Origin of the sequence: Intrasporangium calvum DSM 43043 (assembly GCF_000184685.1) — a bacterium.
Classification (GTDB): Bacteria; Actinomycetota; Actinomycetes; order Actinomycetales; family Dermatophilaceae; genus Intrasporangium; species Intrasporangium calvum.
Window position 1 is genome coordinate 1,155,683 of record NC_014830.1, and the last position, 23,947, is coordinate 1,179,629.

The window sequence follows — 23,947 nt, forward strand, 5'->3', positions numbered from 1 at the left end:
GGGAGGGGGTCATCGGCTCGTCGATGGGGGTGGACGACCCCGTGGGTCTGATCGTGGTCTTCGTGGTCCTCTTCGGGCTCGTCACCCTCACCCAGCTCGCCTTCCACGCTCTCAAGGCCTACCGGGCTGACCTGATCCGGGAGCGGTCCCATGGCTGGCGTGCGGACGTGGCCGGCTGCCGAGGTGCAGCTGCGCCACGTCGTCGGGGGAGTGGCGGCGCAGGTCTGGCCGCTGCTCGGTCTCGTGGTCGTGCAGTTCACCGGCGCAGCGATCTGGCTCGCCCTGTCGGGCGACCGCAGCCTCCTCGACGTGGCGGCGGGCTTCGGCAGGATGGTCGTGGTGGGTCTCGTCGGCTCATTCGCCCTGCATGAGGCGACCCACGTCGTCCTGCTCCGACGGATGCCGGGGATCACCCACATCACCCTGGAGCGCACGGCGTGGCGCTTCTCCGTCGCACCGGTGGGCGCCCTGTCGTCCCGGCAGGTCGGACTCGTGGCCGTGGGCGGACCGGGCGCCTGCCTCCTCGCCGCGGCGGCGTGGTGGGTGGCGCTTCCCGCGTCGGGACTCGCCTGGTGGTATGCAGCACACGTCGTCTTCCTCCTGCCCGTCTTCGGTGACGGTCGGATGCTCCTCGCGAGCGTCCGGGCCGGCCTCCTCGGAACGGGTCGACGCATGACAGAGTGATCCCGTGAAGGTGGCGCTGCTGACCGACTGCTACCTGCCCCGGCTGGGTGGGATCGAGGTGCAGTCCCACGACCTTGCTCAGCATCTGGTCGCTCTGGGGCACGAGGTGGAGGTGTTCACCGCGACGCCCGGTCCCGAAGGGCAGCTGCGCGGCGAGATCACGCCCGTGGACGGCATCCCCGTGCACCGACTGGCGATCCGGCTCCCGTGGGAGCTGCCGGTCAACCCCCTCGCGCCTCGCGAGCTTCGCCGCCGGCTGACCGCTGGCGGCTTCGACGTTGCCCACGTCCAGACCGGTGTCGTCTCACCCTTCGCGTGGGACGGCACCCGCGTCACACTCGATCTGGGCCTGCCGACGGCGATGACCTGGCACTGCATGCTCGGCCAGGTCGCGCCGGGCTTTGCGGTGGCGGGTTTCGTGCACCGGTGGGCCGCCCGCGGGGTGGCGATGTCGGCGGTGTCCGGCGTCGCAGCGGCGCCCTTGCGCGAGCTCGTCGGCCCGGCGGCGGCGGTCACCGTCCTGCCCAACGGCATCGACGTCGCGCACTGGCGTCCGTCACGCAGTGCCCACTCGACGCAGGGGGCGGCCCAACCATCGAGTGTGCAATCTCCGCCGCTCCGACTCATCACCGCCATGCGTCTCGCGCCCCGCAAGCGACCCCGGGCCCTCGTCGAGCTCGTCGCGCGCGCCGAGCGGCTGGCCGGCCGGGGATCCCTCAGCCTGACGATCCTCGGCGAGGGACCGGACCGCCGTAGGGTCGAGTCGTACCTCGACACCCACGGCATCGGGTGGGTGTCCCTCCCCGGCCGGGTCCCGCGGGACGAGCTGCGCGAACGGTATGCGGCGGCCGACGTCTACGTCTCACCGTCCGAGCTCGAGTCCTTCGGCATCGCAGCACTGGAGGCGCGAACGGCAGGCCTGCCCGTCGTGGCCCGGGCCGGGTCCGGGGTCGGCGAGTTCGTGACCCACGACGTCGGCGGCCTGATCGTGCCGGACGACGCCGTCATGGCCGGGGCGCTCGCGGGCCTCGCCGTGGACCGCGGCAGGGTCGAGCGGATGCGCCGATGGAACCTCGATCACTCGCCGGAGCAGGACTGGCCGCACGTGGCGGCGCTCGCGGTCGCGGAGTACGAGCGCGCGATCGCCCTGACCGGCAAGGCCAGTCACCGGTGAGGACCAACGTCCCGGGAGGCATCCGGGTCCTCGGCTCCCACCGGGACGGCACGCGCGTGGACGCAGGTCGCCTGGCCCACGGTGAGCACCCCGAGGCGCTCCTCGCGCGGCAGGGCTGGCTCGCCGAGTCCGCCCTGGCGGCAGACGTCGTGGACGGCGGGGCGCTCGAGGTCAGCTATCGCGTGAGCGAGCTGAGCGGCATACGGCTCAAGGAGGAGGACGTCCCCCGCGACCCCGGCGTCGGGCCCGACGAGGTGGGTGACCCCTACCAGCGGGTGGCGGCCTACGCGCTCGTGACGAGCCGGCACGGACTGCTCCTGACGCAGTTCAACGACCAGACCCACGTGGCGGGCGACTGGGGGCTGCCCGGTGGGGGCCTCGACGACGGTGAGTCGCCCATTGAGGCCGTGCACCGGGAGGTGTGGGAGGAGACCGGCCAACGGATCGAGGTGGAGTCCCTTCTCGAGGTGCAGTCGTCGCACTGGATCGGCCGGGCCCCGGGCGGAGTGCTCGAGGACTTCCACGCCGTGCGCATCGTCTACCGGGCCACCTGCCCCGAGCCGCGAGACGTCGTCATCCACGACGTCGGAGGCACCACGGCGGACGCGCGATGGGTGTCCCTCGACGACCTGGGCGACCTGCGTCTCAGCCACTCGTGGCACCACCTGCCCGACCTGGTCGCGGCTGCTCCATAGGATGCCCGCATGGAATTCCTCTACGACCTTGTCGTCGTCCTTCATCTGCTCGGCATGGCCGTCATCGTCGGCGGGTGGGTGCTCTCCCGCGGCGCCAAGCGCTTCCCGGTCCCCATCGTCTGGGCGGCCCGGCTGCAGCTGCTCACCGGCATCCTCATCGTCGGCCTGCTCGAGGGTCCGCTGCAGCCCGAGTGGTCGCTCAACTACCCCAAGATCACCACCAAGCTCGTCCTGGCGCTCGTCATCGTCGCCCTGGCCGAGATCGGCCACGCCCGCTCCCGCAAGAACAAGTCGGCGCGGACCCAGCTCGACGCGACGGGCGCGGCCGGGCTCGCGGCGACGCTCGTCGCCGCCCTCTGGTAACCGGCCGGTGCGTTGGAACGCCGGCGTCCTCGCCGGGCTCCTCATCGGTCTGGCGTGGGTCGTCGCCGGGACACTGCTCGCCGTCCTCGGCCGTCGGCGGCGGCTCACGTCGACCGTTGACGGCGCGGGCGGCGTCGGGATCATCGGGATCTTCCTCGTCGTCGTGGGTGCGCTGACGCTCTTCGCGACGCTGCTGCTCGCCGTCGTCCCCGGCAACGACTGAGGACGGTCACGTCGCAGGCCGGCTCCCTCTCGGGAGTGCCCCGAACTCCTCGCGGTAGGTCACCGGGTGGTGGCTGAGGATCGAGATCCGGTTGAAGGCGTTGATCATCGACGCCGCGTAGACGAGCAACGCCAGCTGGTCGTCGGTGAGGTCCTCACGGAGCAGGTCGTACTCGTCGTCGGTGAGGTGCCGCTCGGCGACCCGGGTCACGGCCTCCGCGATCCGCAGCGCAGCCTCTTCGACCCGGGTGAACAGTCCGGACTCACGCCAGGCGGGGAGCACCGCGATCCGCTGCGGGGACTCGCCGGCGCGCAGGGCCATGTGGGTGTGGAGGTGGAGGCAGAAGGCGCAGCCGTTGATCTGTGAGGCGCGCAGGTTGACCAGCTCGAGGACGACGTGGTCGATGCCGTGCTCCGCCGCGCGCTCACGGATCTCCGAGGAGACCGCCGCCATGGCGCCGTGGACGGTGGGCTGCTGCTTGTCGGTGTAGACGTAACGGTGGCCTTCCATGGCCCGACGCTACTCCGGCGGGGCCGGCCGTTCAGACATCACAACCCGAGTGTGCGCTTCACGTCACGCGCGGCGGGCGGCGTCCATCGCAGCTTTGTATGTCCGGAGGTCCACAGCGCCCGCGGCCCTGGTCAGCACCGACGTGACCCAGGCTTGGCGGTGCATCACCTGCGGCCACGAGAACCGGAACACCCGCCACCCGCCCAGCGTCAGCTCGTCGTAGCGCCAGCAGTCGCTGTCGAGCTGGTCTCGCTCCGTGTGGAACTCGTGGCTGTCGGCCTCGACGACCAGCCGCAGCGTCTCGTCCACGAGATCGGGGACCACGCGCTTGCCCGCCACGCGCAACGGCACCTGAGGACGCAGGTCCAGGCCCGGCACGCCGAGGCCGATGGCCCGGAGCGTGGACTCGAAAGGATTGGCCGCCTTGCCCGACGCGTTGAGCAGGACCCGGAGGACGCGGGTTCGTCCTGCTCCACGAACCATGGCGGCGGCCGCGAGGAAGTCGCTCGCCCGCAGTGTCCGGCTGCGAAGGGCCGAATCGGCCACGGAGAGCGCCTCGGTCAGCGGCAAGGCGCGGGCACAGTCGATGACGGTGCGCATCGGAGTGGTGAACGGGCCCTCCCTGTCGCCCTCCGCGAGCTTCGACCTGCGGAAGGTGGCGCGCTTTTCACCGGCCACCTTGCGTCCCGGCGGGACGATGAGCTCCGGACGCGACGGGGTGGTCCTCACCTTCCAGCCGTGGGCCAGTGCAGCCGAGCGGAGCCCGACGGTCGCGGACAGCTCGTGGGCCAGTCGGATCGCGGCGTCGCCCGGTCCCAGGATGTAGCGCCCGCGCCTGGCCCGCTCGATCTGGCCGTCGTCGATGGCCCGGCGCAGCTCGTTGCGGGTGAGCACTGCGAGCAGCTCTTGTCGCGTCGCGACCCCGCCGAGACGGGCCAGCCGGTCTGCCACTTCGGTCATGGGGCCACGGTGCCTGATCCGGGTTGCCCGCCCCCGGAGATGTCCACAGGCCCGTCAGACACTGGAACTGAGGCCCGTGAGGGGGCTGAAGCGGGGTCCCGGGGTGAGATCGGGACTTCGGGTGTCCGACGAGCCAGCCGTATGCCGCTGGGCTCGGTCCCCGAGGCGCGTTCTCGGTGGGGCGGGGTGTGCCGCTGGGCTCGGTCCCCGAGGCGCGTTCTCGGTGGGACGGGGTGTGCTGGGCTCAGTGCTCGAAGGCGAGCTCCGCGCCCACCCAGGTCTGCAGCACGGTGGTGTCCCGGATCGCCATCGGGTCGACGATCTCGAGGGCCCAGGGGTCGCGGTCGACACAGATGAAGTCGGCGAGCTGACCGGCGGCGAGGCGCCCCACGTCAGTACGCCTGACGGCTGCCTGGGCCCCGACCGTGTAGGCGCGGACCGCCTCGTCGAGCGTGACCCGTTCCTCGGGCCGCCAGCCCCCAAGGGGGGTGCCGTCCGGGCGTTGTCGGGTCACCGCCGCGTGGAGACCGTAGAACGGGTTGGGGTCCTCGACCGGCGCGTCCGAGCCGAAGGCGACGCGGATGTCGGCGTCGAGGAAGGAGCGCCAGGCGTACGAGGCAAGGCGGCGGGGCCCGATGATCTCGTCGGCCAGCTCGAGGTCCGCGGTGCAGTGGCTCGGCTGCATCGACGCGACGACGTCGAGGCTGCGGAACCGTGGCAGATCGACGGGCCGCACGTGCTGGGCGTGCTCGATGCGCAGGATGCCGCGGTGGCCCTCCTCGCGCATCAGGCCGAATGCGTCGAGCACGAGCCGGTTGGCCTCGTCCCCGATCGCGTGCGTCGCGACGTCGAGGCCCGCGGCCAGGGACATGCGGATCCGTTCCACCAGAACGGGATACGGGGTGACCGCGATGCCGCACGACCCGTGCCCGGCCATGCTGCCGACATAGGGCTCGCTCATGTGGGCGGTGTGCGACCCGAGGGCCCCGTCGCTGAAGAACTTGACCGGCCCCACCCGGAAGCGGTCGTCGCCCTGACCGGAGCGGCGGCCCTCGGCCACGGCGCGCTCGAGGTCCGGGTCGCGGACGCACTTGGTCACGCGCAACCGGAGTGCGCCGTCCGCGTGCATCGCGAGGTAGGCCGCTCGGGCGTCCTCGCCGTCGATGTCAGTGATGCTCGTCAGCCCGACGGACAGCAGCCACTGCTGGCAGCGCTCGAGGAGGGGCCGGAGCGGCTCGGCGCCCTCACCCTCGATGAGCGGGTCCACGAGGCGCTGGGCGGACTCGCGCAGGATGCCCGTGGGTTCGCCCTGCGCGTCGCGGACGATCTCGCCGCCGACGGGGTCGGGGGTGTCCCGGGTGATCCCGGCCCGGTGCAGGGCCAGGGAGTTGGCCCAGACGGTGTGGCCGTCGACGGAGTCGAGGACGGCCACCCGGTCCTCGGTCACGGAGTCCAGGGCGTGCCGGTCCGGTTGCACGGGGACGGCCCACCGGTTGCTGTTCCACCGACCCGAGCTGAGGGGCCGACCGGCGGGGGAGGAGGCGACGTGGTCGCGGATCAGTCCGAGGGACTCCTCGAGCGAGCGGGCCTCCCGTAGGTCCACCTCGGCGAGGTCTCGGGCCACCCACTCGGTGTGGATGTGCGCGTCGTGCAGGCCCGGCATGACGAGGGCGCCGGGTAGGTCGACCACCTCGGCGGCACCGCCGGCACGCGCCTCGTCCCCGACCGCCACGACCCGGCCGTCCTCGACGAGCAGGGCGGTGGTCCAGGGTGACTCGCGGTCACCGGTCCAGATGCGGTGGTGCCGGAACAGGCTGCGGGTCACGCAGCGTCCCCGCCCGAGGGGACGAGGATGAGCTTGCCGGTGGTCCGCCGGCCCTCGAGGGCCGCGTACGCCTCGGCTGCCTGGTCGAAGGGGTACCGGCCGCCGACCTCGATGGTGAGGCTCCCGGCCGCGATGGCCTCGAACACCTCACGGGCCCGCCACTCGAGCTCGGACCGGTCGCCGAGGTGGTCGGCGAGCTTGGGGCGGGTGACGAAGAGCGAGCCGCCGGCGTTGAGCCGCTGCAGGTCGAACGGTGGCACCTGCCCGCTCGCGCCGCCGAAGAGCACCATGAGTCCCCGCGGCCGGAGCGAGGCGAGGGAGGCGTCGAACGTCGCCTTGCCGACCCCGTCGTAGGCCACGTCGACCCCACGACCGGCGGCCTCGCGGACCGCCGCCGCGAGGTCGGGCACCTCCGCGTAGTTGATGAGGTGCGCGGCGCCGAGCCGCCTCGCGATCTCGAGCTTCTCGCTCGACCCAGCCGTCGCGACGACGGTGGTCCCCTTGGCGACGAGCAGCTGGACGAGGAGCTGCCCCACCCCGCCCGCCGCGGCGTGCACCAGGGCGACGTCACCGGGCCCGGCGGCATACGTGCTGTTCGCGAGGTAGTGCGCCGTCATCCCCTGGAGCAGGGCGGCCGCGGCGATCTCGAGGTCGACCCCGTCGGGGACGGTGACGAGCGGCTCCACGGGCTGGTTGACGAGCGTGCTCTCACTGCCGTTCGCCTGGGCCCACCCGACCCTGTCGCCGACGGCGAACGCGGTGACCCCCTCCCCGACGGCGGTCACCGTCCCGGCCCCCTCGTCGCCGAGGACGAAGGGGGGCTGGCCGGGATAGATGCCCTGGCGTCGGTAGACGTCGATGAAGTTCACCCCGGCGGCCGCGACCCGGACCTGGACCTCGCCGGGACCGGGGTCGGGGACGTCGTGCTCGCGAACCTCGAGGACGTCGTGCTCACCGTGCTCACGGACGAAGACACCTCTGGCAGTCGTCATGACGACACCCTACGACGGGCTCCCGCCCGCGAGGCGGCCGAGGGCGTCCCCGGCGACGCGGTAGGTCGTCCACTCCGTGAGCGGCTGGGCACCCTGCGAGCGGTAGAACTCGATCGCCGGCGCGTTCCAGTCGAGGACGACCCACTCGAGCCGGGTCCAGCCGCGCGCGGTGCAGACCCGGGCGAGCTCGGTGAGCAGGGCCTTGCCGATGCCGAGGCCCCGCTGCGCCGGCTCGACGAAGAGGTCCTCCAGCCACAGCCCGCGTCGCCCGGTCCACGTCGAGAAGCTGGCGAACCACACCGCCATCCCCACGACGAGTCCGTCTCGCTCGGCAACATGGGCGTATGCCGCTGGGCTCGCTTCCCGGGGGAACAGGGCCTCGCGGAAGTGGTCGGCTGTCGCGACGGCGGCGTCCGGGTCCCGCTCGTAGTGGGCCAGCTCGCGGACCAGCCGGGCGAGGTCATCGACGTCGTCGACGGTGGCGGGTCGGATCGTGAAGGAGGGCGTGGCGGAGTCGGGCACGGGCCCATCCTCGCGCACGGCCGGCCCGAGCAGGAGGGGTGCCGGCTGGTCCGGGCTGTCGGTTCACCGACGTAGGCTTGGACGATCATGAGCACGCTCTTCGACGACCTCTTCGGGCCCGCCGGGCCGCCGCAGGCGGGACCCGAGCCGACGTCGTCGGTGCGGCACGCGACTGACCCGGGTGGACATCCGACGGACCCGAACGTCACCTCCCAAGGGGTGCCGACGTGGGCCGAGGCAGCCGCACGGGGAGCGACGGTGGGCGCGGACCCAGCCCAGCGGCATACGGCACCGGGGTGGGGCTCAGCCGACCCGGAGACGCTGCTCGAGGGGCTCAACCCGCACCAGCGCGAGGCCGTCGTCCACGAGGGTGGCCCGCTGCTCATCGTCGCCGGCGCGGGCTCGGGCAAGACCCGCGTGCTGACCCACCGCATCGCCTGGCTGCTCGGCAAGCGGGGGGCCCAGCCGGGGCAGATCCTCGCGATCACCTTCACCAACAAGGCCGCCGCCGAGATGCGTGAGCGCGTCGAGGCGCTCGTCGGACCGCGCGCCCGCTCGATGTGGGTGATGACGTTCCACTCGGCGTGCGTGCGCATCCTGAGGCGCGAGGCTGCCAAGGTCGGGATGAAGTCGACCTTCTCGATCTACGACGCCGCGGACAGTCTGCGGCTCATGAGTCTCGTCATTCGTGACCTCGACCTCGACCCGAAGCGCTATGCGCCGCGCAGCTTCTCGGCGCAGGTGAGCAACCTCAAGAACGACCTCGTCGACGAGGAGACCTACGCCGCCCAGGTCGGAGAGGGCACCAGCGCCCACTCCCATCACGAGCGGACCATGTCGGCCGCCTACACGCAGTACCAGCGACGGCTGCGGCAGGCGAACGCCCTCGACTTCGACGACATCATCATGATGACCGTCAACATGCTCCAGGCCTTTCCCGACGTGGCCGAGTACTACCGACGCCGGTTCCGGCACATTCTCGTCGACGAGTACCAGGACACGAACCTGGCGCAGTACCAGCTGATCAAGGAGCTCGTCGGCGACGGTGTCCGCGGTCCGGGCGAGGGCGACTACGTGGTGCCACCTGCCGAGCTGTGCGTCGTCGGCGACTCCGACCAGTCGATCTACGCCTTCCGTGGCGCGTCGATCCGCAACATCCTCGAGTTCGAGCAGGACTACCCCGACGCGCGGACCATCCTCCTCGAGCAGAACTACCGGTCGACCCAGCGGATCCTCCGCGCGGCCAACTCGGTCATCGCGCGCAACGAGGCGCGGCGGGCCAAGAACCTCTGGACCGACTCGGGCGACGGGGCACTGATCGTCGGTTATGTCGCCGACAACGAGCACGACGAGGCTGCGTTCGTCGCCAAGCAGATCGACGAGCTCGCCGAGCACGGCGTGCGCCCCGGCGACGTCGCGATCTTCTACCGCACCAATGCCCAGTCCCGAGCCATCGAGGAAGTGCTCGTGCGGGTCGGACTGCCCTACAAGGTGGTCGGCGGCACGCGGTTCTATGAGCGGCGTGAGGTCAAGGACGCGCTGGCCTACCTGCGCGTCATCTCCAACCCGACCGACACGGTGAACCTGCGCCGCATCCTCAACGTCCCGAAGCGTGGCATCGGCGACCGCGCCGAGGCGTGCGTCGCCATGCTCGCGGAGCGGGAGCGCATCCCCTTCGTGGCGGCCCTCGGCCGGGCTGAGGACGCCCCGGGCATCGCGACACGTTCGGTGGCGGCGATCAAGGGGTTCACCTCGCTGCTCGAGGAGCTGCGCACCGTCTACGAGAGCGGAGCCGGGATCGCGGTGCTCCTCGAGGCGACGCTCGAGCAGAGCGGCTACCTCGCGGAGCTCCGGGCCAGCCACGACCCGCAGGACGAGACCCGGGTCGAGAACCTCGCCGAGCTCGTGGCCGTCGCCCAGGAGTACGACGAGCGCAGGGCCGAGGAGTTCGCGGTCGCCGCCATCGAGGGTGGGCTCGCGCCGGGAGAGGAGCCGGAGGACGTCGGACCGACCGGGCCACTCGAGGAGTTCCTCGAGCAGGTGTCCCTCGTGGCCGACGCCGACGAGATCCCCGACTCGCCCGAAGCGGACGCGGGCCCCGACCTCGGGGTGGTCACCCTCATGACCCTGCACACCGCCAAGGGGCTCGAGTTCCCGGTGGTCTTCCTCACCGGGCTCGAGGACGGCACCTTCCCGCACTCGCGCTCCATGGGTGACCCCAAGGAGCTGGAGGAGGAGCGCCGGCTTGCCTATGTCGGCATCACCCGGGCTCGGGAGCGCCTCTACCTGACCCGTGCGGCGGTGCGCTCTGCATGGGGCGCGCCGCAGTACGGTGCACCCTCGCGGTTCCTCGACGAGATCCCGGATGACCTGCTCGACTGGCAGCGGCTCGGTCCGAGCTTCTCCGGCGCGCGGGGTGCCGGACAGCCGGCGGTCGCGACGCTCGCCGCCCGGCCGGGGGTCCGCAGCCCCGGCAACCGCGTGGTGGTCTCGCTCAAGGCCGGCGACCGGGTCACCCATGACGCGTTCGGCCTCGGCACCGTGGTGCGCGTCGAGGGGGAGGGCGACAAGTCGCTCGCCCACGTCGACTTCGGTGGGGACCTCGGCGTGAAGCGGCTGCTGCTGCGGTACGCCCCCGTCGTCAAGCTCTGACGCCGGCCACCGCCGCAATCGAGAGAGCAGTTCGTCCCTGCCCGTCGGTCAGGTGCCTGACGCGGACGCGGTACGAGCTGCTCTTTCGTTCGGGCTCTGGGTCAGAGGTAGATGCCGCGCGCGGCGAGCCAGCTGCGCGGTGGGACCGCGGCCCCTCCGGCGGGGTGGATCTCGAGGTGCAGGTGCGGGCCCGTCGAGTTGCCGGTGTTGCCGCTGTAGGCCACCTGCTGGCCGGGGGACACCTGCTCGCCGATGCTGACCACGAGTCGGCTGTTGTGCGCGTACCAGGACACGGTGCCGTCCCAGTGGCGGATCTTGACCATGTAGCCGTAGCCCTCGTTGGACCAGCCGGAGAAGAGGACCGTGCCCGACGAGAGGGCGTAGACCGGGGTGCCGGTCGGGGCGGCGAGGTCCTGGGCCGGGTGCATCCGGCCCCACCGCCAGCCGTAGCCCGACGTCAGGGTGTAGCCGTGGAAAGGCATGATCCACCGCTGGGCAAGGGCGAGGCGGCGCTTGCGCTCGACCTCTGCCTTCTTCTTCGCCGCGGCGGCCTTCTCGGCGGCGGCCTTCTTGGCGGCGGCCTTCTCGGCAGCGAGGCGCTCCAGGGCCGCGTCCGCGGCTTCGGCGCCCGCCTCGGCGGCAGAGCTCGCAGCGAGGCCGAGGGCCGCTTCGGCGCGGACGCCGTCACGCGAGGCCCTGAGGTTGCCGCGGTCCGCGGAGGCGGCCGCGATGGCGTCGACGTCTGCCACGAGGCCGAGGCCGGCGACCGAGTTGGACACGTTCTTCATGGCCGCGGCCTCGGCGCTCAACGGGCTCGCGCCCGCGTCACGGACGACGAGTCCGCCGGCGACGGTGGAGGAGACCAGGGCCAGGGGGACGAGGAACTGGCGCCCCCGGGTGGGCTTCGTCGCAGGTCGGTGCCGACCCACATAAGTGTTGTTTGACACGCAGCGCTTACCTATCTCAGACCAATTGCCAGACCCGAGGGTAGCGTGACCAATTCGTTATCCAGAAATCGGCCACGGTTCTCCTTTGGTCTGCGTCGTGGAGGAGGGATCACGACCCGCCACGACCCTAGGGGATGGAGGTCCCGAAGTTAAAGGACCCGGACGGGCGAATTTCTCCCAGTTTGCGGCCTCGGCCGCGAAATCAGCGGTCGGCGCTGTTGGGGCCAACGGGATCCGGGCGTCAGACGGACCTGACCCGCCGCCGTGTGACCTCGCTCACACCGGGGGTCACGGTGGCCCCGGACGAGTCGAGGTGCGCCAGCGCCCTCGAGATCCCGTGCACCACCGAGCGGGTGAAGGGCAGGCTGCCGTGACCCACCCCATGCAGCCCGATGTTGTGGACGTTGAGGTCCGGGTGTCGCAGCGCCGCGTTGCGCTGGGGAAGGACCACCTGGTCGAGGTCGGACCAGTAGGAGATGAAGCGTGTCTGGCACTCGCGGACCGGCTGGGCGAGCTCGGCGAGCAGCTTGCTGCCGGGCCGCAGCTGTCGGGTCAGCGGGCTGTCCCAGGCGTAGGCGAGGTAGCTGCCGCCGTGCGGTGTGCCGAGCGTCACCAGGGTGTGTACTCGCAGGTCGCCGCCGAGCCGGGTCACGTAGTAGCGGGCGATGAGACCACCGAGGGAGTGCCCGATGATGTGGATCCGCTCGTAGCCGGTCTCCTCCACGAGCCGCTCCACCTCGTCCGAGAGCCGCGCGGCCGCAGCCCGGACGTCCTGGGTGGACAGGGGGTAGTTGATGCTCTCGATCCGACCGAATCCGCGGCTGACCAGACGCCTCCGCAGGACGGTGAAGATCGACCGGTTGTCCACCAGGCCGTGGATGAGCAGGATCGGGGTCTGCGCCGCGTCGAGGTCGCAGACCGACAGCCCCCGCTGGACCGGAGACAGGTGGTCCACCCGGTAGCCGGTGCGTCGGTGGGAGGCACGGGCGCCGACGAGGCCGAGCGGATACAGGCCGAGGTGGAAGCCGAGCCAGGTCGCCTCCAGCGCCGCCCCCACGAGACCCGTGGGAGTGAGCACGGCCCTGGCCACGGCGCCCACGTGTCCCAGCGCGCCGTGGGAGACGTCCGGCCCCTCCATCGGGGTCGGCTCCTGCGGCGACGTCGCGGACTGCGCGGCGAGGGGCACGGTGGTGACGGTACCCGCGCCGGTGGGCGATCAATCACCTTTTCGGCCGTCCGGCGCGGCCCGCTGGCTAGAGTGCGCGGCATGACATCCTCCCCTGACTCCAGCGCGCCCACCGGAGCCGTCATCCGCGTCATCGTCGCCAAGCCGGGTCTCGACGGGCACGACCGTGGCGCCAAGGTTGTCGCCCGCGCCCTGCGCGACGCCGGTATGGAGGTCATCTACACCGGCCTGCACCAGACGCCGGAGCAGATCGTCGAGGCGGCCATCCAGGAGGACGCAGACGCGATCGGCCTCTCGGTCCTGAGCGGTGCGCACCTGACCCTCTTCGCGCGGGTCCTCGAGCTGCTCGAGGAGCGCGACGCGACCGACATCGTCGTCTTCGGCGGCGGGATCATCCCCGACGACGACATCCCGCAGCTCGAGGCCCTCGGGGTCGCCAAGGTCTTCACGCCCGGTGCGACAACGACCGAGATCGTGCAGTGGGTCAACGACCACGTCGAGACCGACTAACGCACGCCGACCCGAACAGACGCGCGTGCGCGGTTGGGCGCAGGACCGCGCGTCTGTCCAAAGACGCGCCCCAACAGGGGCTGCTTGGCTGACGATCCCGCGGTCGACCGATGAGCCCGCGGTCGTCCACACCTGGACGGCCATCGACGGCGAGCGGATCCTCGCCCCTCGGACGCAGTCGCTCGGCTACGTGGTCCCAGACCCGGCCGTATGCCGCCGGGTTCAGTCCTCCTCGGACGTGGCCTTCCACCGTCGGAGCGTCCACAGACCCGCGGCGACGGCGACCGTGGCCGGCAGCACCCACGTGGGGACCGCAGACGACCAGCGGGTGATCCGTTCCTGCAGGGAGAACTCGAGGTCGGTCGTGTCGCCGAGGCCGAGCACGCCGGTGATGCCGGCAGTCCCGTCGAACATGAGGAACAGCACACCGATCGTGATGAAGAGCAGGCCCGACACGAGCGTCGTCGAGTGGACCTGCAGCGGTCCCACCTTGACGGTCCGTCCGCGCAGCCACGGGCGTCGTCCGAGGTCGAAGCGGTCCCAGAGGGCGGCGAGGACGAAGAGCGGCGCGGCCATCCCGAGCGCGTAGACCGCGAGGAGCAGCCCACCTTGGACGGGGGAGTCCTGCGTGGCGGCCATCGTGAGGATGGCACCGAGCACCGGGCCGGAGCAGAAGCCGGCGAGCCCGTACACCGCCCCGAGGGCGACCGTGGACAGCCAGCCGCCGCGCCCGCGTGCTCCCGCGGTGAAGCGCGCCTGCAACCGGTCCATGAGCGGGATCGTGAAGCCCTTGCCGAGGACCATCAGCACGCCGAGGACGATGATCGACCACCCGGCGACCGCGATGAGCAGCTGCCGGTGCCCGTAGAAGAGCGAGGACGCGGCACTCGCACCGACTCCGAGCGGCACGAGCGTCAGGAGCAGCCCGACGTAGAACGCCAGGGTCCGCAGCAGCTGGGCCGTTCGCGACGCGAACGCGTAGGCGAAGAAGGACGGCACGAGCAACGCGCTGCACGGGGAGAGCAGCGCGAGCACCCCGGCCGCGAACGCTGCGAGGAGGCCGACCTCGGTCACTTGGCCGCCGCCGCCTTGGCCGCCTCGGCCTCGATGAGCCGGGTGAACGTCTCGGTCGGTTGGGCGCCGATGACGGGGTTGCCGTTGACGAGGAAGGCGGGGGTGCCGGTGACGCCGATGTTCTGGCCCTCGGTGAAGTCCTGGTCGACCTTGGCCTGCAGCTTGGGGTCGGCCAGGTCCTTGCGGAACTTCGCGACATCGAGGCCGATCCTCGCGGCGACTCCCGCGAGGTAGTCCTCGGTCAGCTTGCCGCTGTTCGGCGGCTGCTGGTCCGCGAACATCGCGTCGTGGAACTCCCAGAACTTCCCCTGCTCGGCCGCGGCACGACCCGCGTGGGCCGCGGTGCCCGACTCCGGGCCGAGGTACGGGAAGTCGCGCCACTCGATGCGCAGGATGCCCTTGTCGACGTACTCCTTGACGAGCGTCGGCTTCGTGTCCCGGGCGAACTTCCCACAGAAGGGGCACTGGAACTCGGAGTAGTTGACGAGGACGACCGGCGCGTCCTCCTTGCCGAGGGCGACCGGGTCGCCGGGGGTGCGGCGCGCGAGCGAGGCGAGGGCCGCGATCTGCTCGTCCTGCTCGGACGAGCCGGCGGTGGTGTCCGAGGTGCCCGTGCTCCCGGGCGCACCCGGCGCGGGCTGCTCGCTACCGCCCGCAAGCTTCGGGCCGAGCCCGGCGAGGAGCGCGACGAGGGCGGCGACGACCGTCACGACGATCGGCACGAGGAGCCGCTTGCGTCGATCCGGCTGGGGGATGTCGGTCATGGTGATCCTTCGCGGGTGGTGGGGGTGTGGGGCGGAGGTGTGGACGGGAGGCAGGACAGTGGTCGTCGTCGACGCAGCCGTATGCCGTGGGGCCGGCTCGCGTCAGGAACGCACCTCGACGGGGTGGCCGGCGAGGCGCCACTCGAGAAGCCCGTCCTGCAGGCGTCGGGCGTCCCGGCCCTGAGCGCGCAGCAGCCGGACCGCGTCGCTCGCGAGGACGCAGTGGGCGCCGCGGCAGTAGGCGACGATCTCGACGTCCGGGTCGGCCAGCTCGAGGTGGTTCGCGAGCTCGCCGAAGGGGACCGAGCGGGCTCCGGGGAGGTGCCCGGCGGCATACTCCTCCGGCGGCCTGACGTCGAGCACGACGACGTCGCCACGGTCGAGGCGGGCGAGCAGCTCCTCGCGGGTGACCTCCTCGATGTCGACAGTGGTCGCGCCGCCGATGCCGAGGTAGGACGCGAGCGCCTTCTCGACGTCGGCGGAGTGCTCCCGGGCGACGGTGAGCATCGAGGAGTAGAGGTTCGCGACGTCCTCGCCGGCGAGGCGGTAGTGGATCCGCGTGCCCTCTCGTCGGGTCGCCACGAGGTTGGAGAGCTTGAGCACCTGCAGGTGTGCCGACGCGGTCGTGATACCCAGGCCGGCCTCGCGGGCAAGGGACTCGACCGTGCGCTCACCTTGAGCGAGCAGGTCGATGAGCACGAGGCGCTTGGCGCTCGCGAAGGCCTTGCCGACGATCGCGAGCTGGTCGAAGAAGGCGGCGTGCCGGTCGGGGCCGGTCGCGGCTGTCGTCATGTATCCTCCAAAGTTCTCTGGAATACCGTATGAGATCACGGTGATTCGTCAAACTCGGGGAGCCCGACCCAGCCCGAAGCCGCATCTCCTCCACCATCTGGGCAGGCAGTGTGATCTTCGTCCGGTCCGGAAGTGCCGACTTCGGGCCCTCTTGCACCGGGCACTAGAGTCCGAGGGTAAGCCGACTCCCGATCGATGATGAGGACGGAAACCACCCGTGGATCTCTTCGAGTACCAAGCGCGCGACATGTTCGAGGCGCACGGCGTCCCGGTTCTCGCCGGCGCCATCGCCACCACCCCCGAAGAGGCGCGCGCAGCCGCCGAACGAATCGGGCAGAGCTCCGGCGGCGTCACGGTCGTCAAGGCCCAGGTCAAGACGGGTGGCCGCGGCAAGGCCGGCGGCGTCAAGGTCGCCACGTCCGCCGACGAGGCCCAGGCGCACGCCGAGCAGATTCTCGGCATGGACATCAAGGGCCACACCGTCCACCGGGTGATGATCGCCCAGGGTGCCAAGATCGCCGAGGAGTACTACTTCTCGATCCTGCTCGACCGCGCCAACCGCAGCTACCTCGCCATGTGCTCCAAGGAGGGCGGGATGGACATCGAGCAGCTCGCGGTGGAGCGGCCCGATGCGCTGGCGAAGGTTGCCGTCGACCCGAACGTCGGCATCGACGAGGCCAAGGCCCGCGAGATCGTCGACGCAGCCGGCTTCGACCCCGAGACCGCCGCCAAGATCGTCCCCGTCCTCGGCCGGCTGTGGGAGGTCTACCGCGACGAGGACGCGACGCTCGTCGAGGTCAACCCGCTCGTCAAGACCGAGGACGGCGAGATCATCGCCCTCGACGGCAAGGTCAGCCTGGACGCCAACGCCGGCTTCCGCCACCCCGACCACGAGGCACTCGAGGACAAGACGGCCGCCGACCCCTTCGAGGCGGAGGCGAAGGAGAAGGACCTCAACTACGTGCGGCTCGAGGGCTCGGTCGGCATCATCGGCAACGGCGCGGGCCTCGTCATGAGCACGTTGGATGTCGTCGCCTACGCCGGTTCTGAGATTGACAGCGTTCGGGGTCCGAAACCCGCCAACTTCCTCGACATCGGGGGCGGCGCGAGCGCCGAGGTGATGGCCAACGGCCTCCACATCATCTTGTCGGACCCCCAGGTCAAGAGCGTCTTCGTCAACGTCTTCGGGGGCATCACCTCCTGTGACGCGGTCGCGAACGGCATCGTCGGCGCCCTCGACGCGCTGGGCACCGAGGAGGACCGGCCGCTCGTCGTCCGGCTCGACGGCAACAACGTCGAGGAGGGGCGCCGGATCCTCGCTGAGCGCAACCACCCGCGCGTGATCATCGAAGAGACCATGGACGGCGCGGCGCGCAAGGCGGCCGAGCTCGCCGCGGCCGCGAACTGACCGGCCCGAGACAGCAGAGACCAGAGAGAGACACAGAACATGGCTATCTTCCTCAACGCTGACTCCAAGGTCATCGTCCAGGGCATGACCGGCTCCGAGGGCATGAAGCACACGCAGCGCATGCTCAAGTCCGGCACGACCATCGTCGGCGGCGTCAACCCGCGCAAGGCCGGCACGACCGTCGAGTTCGAGGACGGCGTGACCGTTCCCGTCTTCGGCACGGTCCGGGAGGCGATCGACGCCACGGGGGCCAACGTCTCCGTCATCTTCGTCCCGGCGCAGTTCACCAAGGCGGCCGCGGTCGAGGCGATCGACGCCGAGATCCCCCTCGCGGTCGTCATCACCGAGGGCGTCGCCGTCAAGGACACCGCGGAGTTCTTCACCTACGCCCAGTCCAAGGGCACGACCCGCATCATCGGTCCGAACTGCCCCGGCCTCATCACGCCCGGCGTGTCCAACGCCGGCATCATCCCGGCGACGATCTCCGGCCCCGGCCGGATCGGCCTCGTCTCCAAGTCGGGCACGCTGACCTACCAGATGATGTACGAGCTGCGTGACTTCGGCTTCTCGACCGCGGTCGGCATCGGCGGCGACCCGGTCATCGGAACCACGCACATCGACTGCCTCGAGGCGTTCCAGAACGACCCCGACACCGACGCGATCGTCATGATCGGCGAGATCGGCGGCGACGCCGAGGAGCGCGCGGCTGCCTACATCAAGGAGCACGTGACCAAGCCGGTCGTCGGCTACGTCGCCGGCTTCACCGCCCCCGAGGGCAAGACGATGGGCCACGCCGGCGCCATCGTGTCCGGCTCGTCCGGCACCGCCCAGGCGAAGCAGGAGGCCCTCGAGGCCGCCGGCGTCAAGGTCGGCAAGACGCCCTCCGCGACGGCAGCGCTGATGCGCGAGATCATGCAGGGCCTGTCGAAGTAGGACTCCCGCGCCATCTCGAGGCGGCCATCCTCTCGGGGGTGGCCGCCTTCGCGTCCGGTGCCGTATGCCGCTGAGCGCGCTGCCGCACCATCCCGACCGCCCAGCCCTCCCGCCCTTTCCCCCGCAACACACCCGCCTACCGGGTGCACGTGCCGCCTGCAGGTGGGGGTGGCGGACGATATGCGGGTGTGTCGCCACGGCGTGGGTGCTCGCCCTCTGCCGCTCCGCTTGTGACGATGGGACCTGACCCCGAGTGGCCCTGTCTGGAGTGAGTCAGCTGTCCCATCCCCACCGCGTCCCTGCCACGGATCGAGCCCGGTCCTCGGCGATCCGCGCCGGAGCCCTCGCCGCGTCCGGCACGTTGGCCATCGTCGTGCTCCCGGCGCTGGTCGGTTGGCTCGCAGCCCCGGAGGGGTCGCTCGGGTGGTTCTCCGCCGTGCAGGTGGGCGCCGGGATCTGGTTCGTCGGTCACGGTCAGTCCATCGGCGGCGGCGGAGTGACGGTCTCCCTGACGCCGGTCCTCCTCTTCCTGCTCTTCGTCTACGTCGCGGCCCGCTGGTGCCGCCGGCTCGTCGTCACGGAGCGGGCTGTGGTCTCGGCCGCGGAGTGGAACCAGGTCGCGCTGCGCGGGGTCGTGCCGGGCTTCCTGCTCGGCTACGTCGGTGCCGCGTCGGTCTTCTCGCTCCTGACGCTCGGGGCGCCGCTGGCACCTGGCGTTGCTGCGGTGCCGGGCACGCTGTGGGTGCCCGCTCTCGCGCTCGGATACCTCCTCGTGCGGCCCGCGGACGCCGAGGCGCCGGGTTTCGTGCGGGCCTGGTTCCTGCGCGGGCCGAGCTGGCTCCCGTTCGCCTGGCGAGTCGGGTGGCGCGGGGCGGCCATGCTCTTCGCCGTCGGCACGGGGGTCGTGCTGCTCCGGCTGCTCGTCACCGCCCCCGACGTGCTGCGGATCCACGGTGAGTACGGGCTCAACGTCGTCGCCGGAGCCGTCGTCGTCCTGGCTCAGCTCATGCTGCTCGGCAACGCGGCGACCTGGGCGCTGGCCTTCCTCGCCGGTCCGGGCTTCTCCGTCGCGGCGGGCTCGGTGATCTCCCCGGCGTCCGCCGAGCCCGGTCTCATGCCCCTCGTGCCCATCCTCGGGGCCCTGCCCGACCAGGCGGACTACCCGCCGATCCTCTTCGTCGTCCTCCTGATCCCGGTCGCGGCTGGGACGGTCATCGGCCGCTGGCTCGACCGAGAGGTCGAGTTCTTCGGGAACGTGCGTGCCCGGCTGATGGCCGCCGCCGCCGCCGCTGCCATCGCGGTGGCGGTCCTCGGGGTCCTCACCTGGCTGGCCAACGGGTCGGTCGGCGCCGAACGGCTCGCGGCCGTGGGACCCGCGGTCGCACCGGTCGTCGGCGCTCTGCTCGTGGAGGTGGCTCTCGGAGCTCTCGCCTGGACCGGCTGGTGCGTGTGGCGCGACCGTGTCGAGGCTCGCCCGGCGGACCCGCTCGCGCCACCGGAGGACGAGGAGTCGGGCTCGTCGACGAGCCAGCCCGCGGCCCCCGACACCGTGACCACCGACATCGGCGACCCGGAGCGCCCGGTCTTCTAGGGGCGGGGTCGCTACTGGACCAGCAGCCTGAACCCGATCGGCCCCTGCTCGCGCAGCTCCTCGCAGGCCCCTCGTGCCTGTTGGGTCTGGGCCCCGCTGAGGCACTCCTCGTACGCGCTGATGTCGTCGTAGAACACCGCCTGCCCGGCGAGGGTGGCCAGCATCAGGCCGACGATACCGAGGGTGACCGCCGGCCAGACCTTCTCGCGCCCGCGGCGCGGGGCGAGGAAGCGGAGCAGGCGCACCGTGAGGACCGCAGCGAGCACGAGCGGCAGCACCGCGACGAACCGCTTCGGCAGCGGCAGATACATCGCGATGATGCCGAGCAGGACGAGGAGGGTGACCGGGAAGGTGCGCCTGGCCCTCTCGCGTGCGAAGGCGAAGTCCTGTCGCCGGTCCGGAGTGCTCATGGTCCCATCCTCACCCATGGCCGCGTGGCCCCGCTCCGTGGGGGCAGCCGCGGCCCGCCCATTCGGATCGGCGCTCGCTAGACTCCGCGCGTGACGTCCGAAGCACCCGTTCCCGTCGACATCGCCGTGCTCGTCTCGGGGTCCGGCACGTTGCTGCAGGCGCTCATCGACGCGGCGGCCGACCCGGCCTACGGGGTGCGCATCGCCGCCGTCGGCGCCGACCGCTCCTGCGCCGGCATCGAGCGGGCCGAGCGGGCCGGCATCCTCACGGGGGTCTTCGACCCGGCCGAGCACTCCTCCAGGGCTGACTGGGATGCTGCGCTGGCGGGCTGGCTGCGCGGGGTCGCACCGCGGTTCGTCGTCTCCGCCGGGTTCATGCGGATCCTGGGGGAACGGGCTCTGTCCGAGCACCTCGTCATCAACACGCACCCCGCGCTCCTCCCCAGCTTTCCGGGGGCTCACGGGGTGCGGGACGCGCTCGCCTACGGCGTCAGGGTGACCGGCACGACCTGCCACGTGGTCGACGCCGGCGTCGACACCGGGCCCATCATCGACCAGCGGGCCGTCACCGTTGCGGACGAGGACACGGAGGAGTCGCTGCACGAGCGGATCAAGGTCGAGGAGCGCGACATGCTCGTCGACGTGGTGCGCCGCCTGGCTCGGGAGGCCCTCGTCGTCGAGGGGCGACACGTTCGGTTCGACGTCCCCTGACCCTCGACCGAGTTGCGCCGGATCGTCGGTGGGCCGCAGCAACCGCTGGTCGATTGCGGTCGTGGCAGGCACGGCCGCTACGCTGACACCACACGACTGGCGCAGGTGGGGAACCACCAGGGAGTGAACCGTCGGAGCATCGCCCGCCTGGGTGCTCCTGGTAACCGCACCTACCTGTTGAGGAGCCCCTCATGCCCGACGGTCGCCGCCCGATCAAGCGCGCACTCATCTCCGTCTACGACAAGACCGGCCTGGATGATCTCGCCCGGGCTCTCGACTCGGCAGGCGTGTCGATCGTGTCGACCGGCTCCACCGCCAAGACCATCGCCGCGCTCGGCATCGCCGTCACCCCGGTGGAGGAGCTCACCGGCTTCCCGGAGTGTCTGGAGGGTCGCGTCAAGACCCTGCACCCGAAGGTTCACGCCGGCATCCTCGCCGACACTCGCAAGCCGGACCACCTCGAGCAGCTCGCCGACCTGGGCGTCGAGGCCTTCGAGCTGGTCGTCGTCAACCTCTACCCCTTCCGCGAGACCGTGGCGTCCGGCGCGAGTGACGACGAGTGCGTCGAGCAGATCGACATCGGCGGGCCCTCCATGGTGCGCGCCGCCGCCAAGAACCACCCCAGCGTCGCGATCGTGACGAGCCCAGCGGCATACGGCCTCGTCTCGGAGGCGCTGGGAGCCGGCGGCTTCACGCTCGCCGAGCGCAAGCGTCTCGCCGCGGAGGCGTTCGTCCACACAGCCGGCTACGACAACGCGGTGGCCGACTGGATGCAGGGCCATGCCGAGACCGGCGAGGGTGGCTTCCCGGCGTGGACCGGCGGCGACTACACGCTGGCGACGACGCTGCGCTACGGCGAGAACCCGCACCAGCAGGCCGCGCTCTACCGCAGTGGTGCGCCCGGCGTCGCATCTGCCGAGCAGCTGCACGGCAAGGAGATGTCGTACAACAACTACGTCGACACCGACGCTGCCGTGCGCGCCGCTCACGACCACGGCGACCGACCCACCGTCGCGATCGTCAAGCACGCCAACCCGTGCGGTGTCGCGGTGGGGGCGACGATCGAGGACGCCTATGAGCGTGCCCACGCGACCGACCCGGTCTCCGCGTTCGGGGGCATCATCGCGGCCAACCGGACGGTGACGGCCGCGATGGCCGACCGGGTCAAGGACGTCTTCACCGAGGTCATCGTCGCGCCCGACTTCGAGGACGAGGCTCTCTCGATCCTGCAGTCCAAGAAGAACATCCGCATCCTCCGGCTCCCGGCGAACCAGACAGCCGACCCCGCGGCGGTGGAGACCCGGCCGATCTCCGGGGGGCTGCTCATGCAGAGCCCCGACCGGGTCGACGCCGTGGTGCGCGACGACGCCGGCGCCGTGACGGGCGGGGACGACGCGGCCTCGTGGCGTCTCGTGTCGGGCGAGGCAGCGGACGACGCGACGCTGACGGACCTGCAGTTCGCCTGGCGCGCGATCCGCGGGGTGCGCTCCAACGCCATCCTGCTCGCCGACGGTGGGGCTGCGGTCGGCATCGGGATGGGGCAGGTCAACCGGGTCGACTCGTGCTACCTCGCGGTGCGTCGTGCGGGGGAGGACCGGGCGCGCGGCTCCGTGGCTGCGTCGGACGCGTTCTTCCCCTTCGCCGACGGGCTGCAGATCCTCATCGACGCCGGGGTCCGCGCCGTCGTGGCCCCGGGCGGCTCGGTCCGGGACGCGGAGGTCATCGCGGCGGCGCAGGCCGCGGGCATGACGATGTATTTCACGGGCACCCGGCACTTCGCCCACTGAGCATCACACCCTGCAACACACCCGCTTACCGCACGGCCCCCATGCCTGCAGGCGGCTGCGGCAGGCGGTAAGCGGGTGTGTTGCAGCGTCAGGTCAGCGACTCCAGCGATACCCCGTCGGCTGGCCCTCGCCGAGATCGATGATCGCCGCAACGGGTCCGCCGCCGTCCGGCCCCTGGTGCGCCGCCGACACCGACACGAACACCGCGGGGTCACCGGTCACCGCCGCGGTGACGCCGCCGACCGCCGCCTTGATCTGGCGGTGCCAGTGGACGTCCGAGTCGTCGAGCATGGCGTTGCGCCGGCCGTGGACCATGCCGTCCTGGCTCACCTCGCACTTGAGGAAGACGTTGACGAGCCGGCCGTCGATGTCGGTCCAGTGCGGCCGCTCGGGCAGGTCGAGACCGGCGTCCTTGATGGCCTCCCAGATTCCGTCGGCGTCCAGCGCGTCCCGCATCACCGAGTGGCCGATCCGGTAGCGCCCACCGATCCCACGCGTGTTGCCGACGACGACGACCTGCGCCTGGTCGAGTTCCACGCCGGACGAGCAGGACGCCACCGAGGAGTACAGCGACCGGTTGTGCATGATGTCCTCGTCCGAGGGCATCTCGATCTCGCCGAGCGCCACGGCGACGCCGAGGCCGGTCGTCCCGTTGGACAGGTCCATCGACTCGTGGGTGTGCTCGGTCCAGACCTTCATCCCGCGGGACTTGGCGTCCCGGATCGTGTGGATGGTCAGCAGCGGCGTCTTCGTCTGCACGTAGTGGACGTCGGCGGGATCGGTGATCCCGGCCCGCTCCATGGCCACCTGCACACCGGCCGCGACCTTCTCGACCATGGCGGTGTAGCCGATCTCCTCGGGCTTGATCGGCTCGCTCATCGCGAACCCGACGGTGAGCCGCAGGTCGTCGGATGGTTCCGTCCGGTCGGCGGGAAGGGTCGCGAAGATCGTGGCGTGCGGGCTGATGACCCCGTCGGTGCCACCGGACCAGACGATGGGGATCTGGCTCACCTGGTCGGCCGGCGCGCCCTTCTCGACGAGCACCTGTCGGAAGGCGCGGTCGGCGATGATGCGGGTGTAGTCGTTGACGCCGCCGTTGCCCTCGGTCTTGCCGATGATGGCGACGACCCGGGCGGCTTCCATCACGCCGTCGTCGATGAGCCGGGCGAGCTCGGACGCGTCGGCGACGGAGTGGATCGGGACCTTGCGTACCTCGATGGCTTCTGGCACGTGT

At 71.3% G+C, this 23,947-nt stretch carries 24 protein-coding genes and 1 riboswitch; of the genes, 12 read left to right on the forward strand and 12 right to left on the reverse strand.

Annotated features, from left to right (window positions below; genetic code table 11):
- Nucleotides 1-150: 150 nt before the first annotated feature.
- Genes INTCA_RS05255 through INTCA_RS05275 form a run of 5 tightly spaced genes read left to right on the forward strand, consistent with a single transcriptional unit; the run spans nt 151 to nt 3,139 of the window.
- Nucleotides 151-684, forward strand: coding sequence for a hypothetical protein (locus INTCA_RS05255; RefSeq protein ID WP_013491886.1), 534 nt, complete (start codon nt 151-153; stop codon nt 682-684).
- A gap of 4 nt (nt 685-688) precedes the next feature.
- Entirely contained in the window at nt 689-1,858 is a 1,170-nt protein-coding gene (locus tag INTCA_RS05260) for a glycosyltransferase family 4 protein (protein WP_013491887.1), read from the forward strand.
- On the forward strand, nt 1,855-2,553 hold the full coding sequence (locus INTCA_RS05265) for an NUDIX hydrolase (RefSeq protein WP_013491888.1): 699 nt from the start codon (nt 1,855-1,857) through the stop codon (nt 2,551-2,553). Before INTCA_RS05260 ends, INTCA_RS05265 begins: the two co-directional genes overlap by 4 nt.
- Nucleotides 2,554-2,562: 9 nt before the next feature.
- Nucleotides 2,563-2,916, forward strand: a complete 354-nt coding sequence (locus INTCA_RS05270) for a hypothetical protein (RefSeq protein WP_013491889.1) — start codon at nt 2,563-2,565, stop codon at nt 2,914-2,916.
- 7 nt (nt 2,917-2,923) lie between these two features.
- A complete protein-coding gene (locus INTCA_RS05275) occupies nt 2,924-3,139 on the forward strand; it encodes a hypothetical protein (protein ID WP_013491890.1) in 216 nt (71 codons plus the stop codon).
- A gap of 6 nt (nt 3,140-3,145) precedes the next feature.
- Here INTCA_RS05275 and INTCA_RS05280 read toward each other — a convergent pair whose 3' ends face one another.
- The 5 genes from INTCA_RS05280 to INTCA_RS05300 all read right to left on the reverse strand — a co-directional run bounded on the left by INTCA_RS05280 (nt 3,146) and on the right by INTCA_RS05300 (nt 7,948).
- Nucleotides 3,146-3,649, reverse strand: a complete 504-nt coding sequence (locus INTCA_RS05280; RefSeq protein WP_013491891.1) for a carboxymuconolactone decarboxylase family protein — start codon at nt 3,647-3,649, stop codon at nt 3,146-3,148.
- A 63-nt stretch (nt 3,650-3,712) separates the two neighbouring features.
- Nucleotides 3,713-4,609, reverse strand: coding sequence for a type IV toxin-antitoxin system AbiEi family antitoxin domain-containing protein (locus tag INTCA_RS05285; protein ID WP_013491892.1), 897 nt, complete (start codon nt 4,607-4,609; stop codon nt 3,713-3,715).
- A 244-nt stretch (nt 4,610-4,853) separates the two neighbouring features.
- Nucleotides 4,854-6,434 carry an amidohydrolase gene (locus tag INTCA_RS05290; RefSeq protein WP_013491893.1) on the reverse strand — a complete coding sequence of 527 codons (1,581 nt, stop codon included), beginning with the start codon at nt 6,432-6,434 and terminating at the stop codon, nt 4,854-4,856.
- On the reverse strand, nt 6,431-7,426 hold the full coding sequence (locus tag INTCA_RS05295; protein ID WP_013491894.1) for a quinone oxidoreductase family protein: 996 nt from the start codon (nt 7,424-7,426) through the stop codon (nt 6,431-6,433). The genes INTCA_RS05290 and INTCA_RS05295 overlap by 4 nt, the downstream gene beginning before the upstream one ends.
- Nucleotides 7,427-7,435: 9 nt before the next feature.
- Nucleotides 7,436-7,948 (reverse strand): GNAT family N-acetyltransferase, encoded by a 513-nt coding sequence (locus tag INTCA_RS05300; protein ID WP_013491895.1) that lies wholly within the window; start codon nt 7,946-7,948, stop codon nt 7,436-7,438.
- An 87-nt stretch (nt 7,949-8,035) separates the two neighbouring features.
- Here INTCA_RS05300 and pcrA point away from each other — a divergent pair, with 87 nt between their 5' ends.
- Complete coding sequence (gene pcrA, locus INTCA_RS05305) at nt 8,036-10,600, forward strand: DNA helicase PcrA (protein WP_013491896.1); 2,565 nt, start codon at nt 8,036-8,038, stop codon at nt 10,598-10,600.
- 101 nt (nt 10,601-10,701) lie between these two features.
- Here the strand turns inward: pcrA and INTCA_RS05310 are convergent, their stop codons facing one another.
- Nucleotides 10,702-11,547, reverse strand: coding sequence for a M23 family metallopeptidase (locus INTCA_RS05310; RefSeq protein WP_013491897.1), 846 nt, complete (start codon nt 11,545-11,547; stop codon nt 10,702-10,704).
- 241 nt (nt 11,548-11,788) lie between these two features.
- Entirely contained in the window at nt 11,789-12,733 is a 945-nt protein-coding gene (locus INTCA_RS05315) for an esterase/lipase family protein (protein ID WP_244859872.1), read from the reverse strand.
- 81 nt (nt 12,734-12,814) lie between these two features.
- Between INTCA_RS05315 and INTCA_RS05320 the strand changes: the two genes are divergently transcribed.
- A complete protein-coding gene (locus INTCA_RS05320; protein ID WP_013491899.1) occupies nt 12,815-13,243 on the forward strand; it encodes a cobalamin B12-binding domain-containing protein in 429 nt (142 codons plus the stop codon).
- 222 nt (nt 13,244-13,465) lie between these two features.
- Here the strand turns inward: INTCA_RS05320 and INTCA_RS05325 are convergent, their stop codons facing one another.
- From INTCA_RS05325 to INTCA_RS05335, 3 genes are all read right to left on the reverse strand, one after another.
- The gene (locus INTCA_RS05325) at nt 13,466-14,317 is read right to left on the reverse strand and encodes a cytochrome c biogenesis CcdA family protein (protein ID WP_013491900.1); all 852 of its coding nucleotides are present in this window, start codon (nt 14,315-14,317) and stop codon (nt 13,466-13,468) included.
- Complete coding sequence (locus INTCA_RS05330; protein ID WP_013491901.1) at nt 14,314-15,081, reverse strand: DsbA family protein; 768 nt, start codon at nt 15,079-15,081, stop codon at nt 14,314-14,316. The genes INTCA_RS05325 and INTCA_RS05330 overlap by 4 nt, the downstream gene beginning before the upstream one ends.
- A gap of 102 nt (nt 15,082-15,183) precedes the next feature.
- Entirely contained in the window at nt 15,184-15,873 is a 690-nt protein-coding gene (locus INTCA_RS05335; RefSeq protein ID WP_013491902.1) for an ArsR/SmtB family transcription factor, read from the reverse strand.
- 217 nt (nt 15,874-16,090) lie between these two features.
- On the opposite strand from INTCA_RS05335, the gene sucC reads away from it, so the two are divergent.
- From sucC to INTCA_RS05350, 3 genes are all read left to right on the forward strand, one after another.
- Complete coding sequence (gene sucC / locus INTCA_RS05340; protein ID WP_013491903.1) at nt 16,091-17,281, forward strand: ADP-forming succinate--CoA ligase subunit beta; 1,191 nt, start codon at nt 16,091-16,093, stop codon at nt 17,279-17,281.
- Between the two features lie 39 nt (nt 17,282-17,320).
- Nucleotides 17,321-18,214: a succinate--CoA ligase subunit alpha gene (sucD, locus tag INTCA_RS05345; protein WP_013491904.1), complete on the forward strand. Its 894-nt coding sequence runs from the start codon at nt 17,321-17,323 to the stop codon at nt 18,212-18,214.
- 268 nt (nt 18,215-18,482) lie between these two features.
- Entirely contained in the window at nt 18,483-19,805 is a 1,323-nt protein-coding gene (locus tag INTCA_RS05350; protein ID WP_148236476.1) for a cell division protein PerM, read from the forward strand.
- Between the two features lie 11 nt (nt 19,806-19,816).
- Here the strand turns inward: INTCA_RS05350 and INTCA_RS05355 are convergent, their stop codons facing one another.
- Nucleotides 19,817-20,215 (reverse strand): hypothetical protein, encoded by a 399-nt coding sequence (locus INTCA_RS05355; protein ID WP_013491906.1) that lies wholly within the window; start codon nt 20,213-20,215, stop codon nt 19,817-19,819.
- A 90-nt stretch (nt 20,216-20,305) separates the two neighbouring features.
- On the opposite strand from INTCA_RS05355, the gene purN reads away from it, so the two are divergent.
- Both purN and purH read left to right on the forward strand, forming a co-directional pair.
- Complete coding sequence (gene purN, locus INTCA_RS05360) at nt 20,306-20,926, forward strand: phosphoribosylglycinamide formyltransferase (protein ID WP_013491907.1); 621 nt, start codon at nt 20,306-20,308, stop codon at nt 20,924-20,926.
- Nucleotides 20,927-21,008: 82 nt separating this feature from the next.
- Nucleotides 21,009-21,086, forward strand: a riboswitch (ZMP/ZTP riboswitch).
- Nucleotides 21,087-21,117: 31 nt separating this feature from the next.
- Nucleotides 21,118-22,713, forward strand: a complete 1,596-nt coding sequence (gene purH, locus INTCA_RS05365; protein WP_013491908.1) for a bifunctional phosphoribosylaminoimidazolecarboxamide formyltransferase/IMP cyclohydrolase — start codon at nt 21,118-21,120, stop codon at nt 22,711-22,713.
- A 93-nt stretch (nt 22,714-22,806) separates the two neighbouring features.
- On the opposite strand, the gene bar is transcribed toward purH, so the two are convergent.
- Nucleotides 22,807-23,943 carry a barbiturase gene (gene bar, locus INTCA_RS05370; RefSeq protein ID WP_013491909.1) on the reverse strand — a complete coding sequence of 379 codons (1,137 nt, stop codon included), beginning with the start codon at nt 23,941-23,943 and terminating at the stop codon, nt 22,807-22,809.
- Nucleotides 23,944-23,947: the final 4 nt, after the last annotated feature.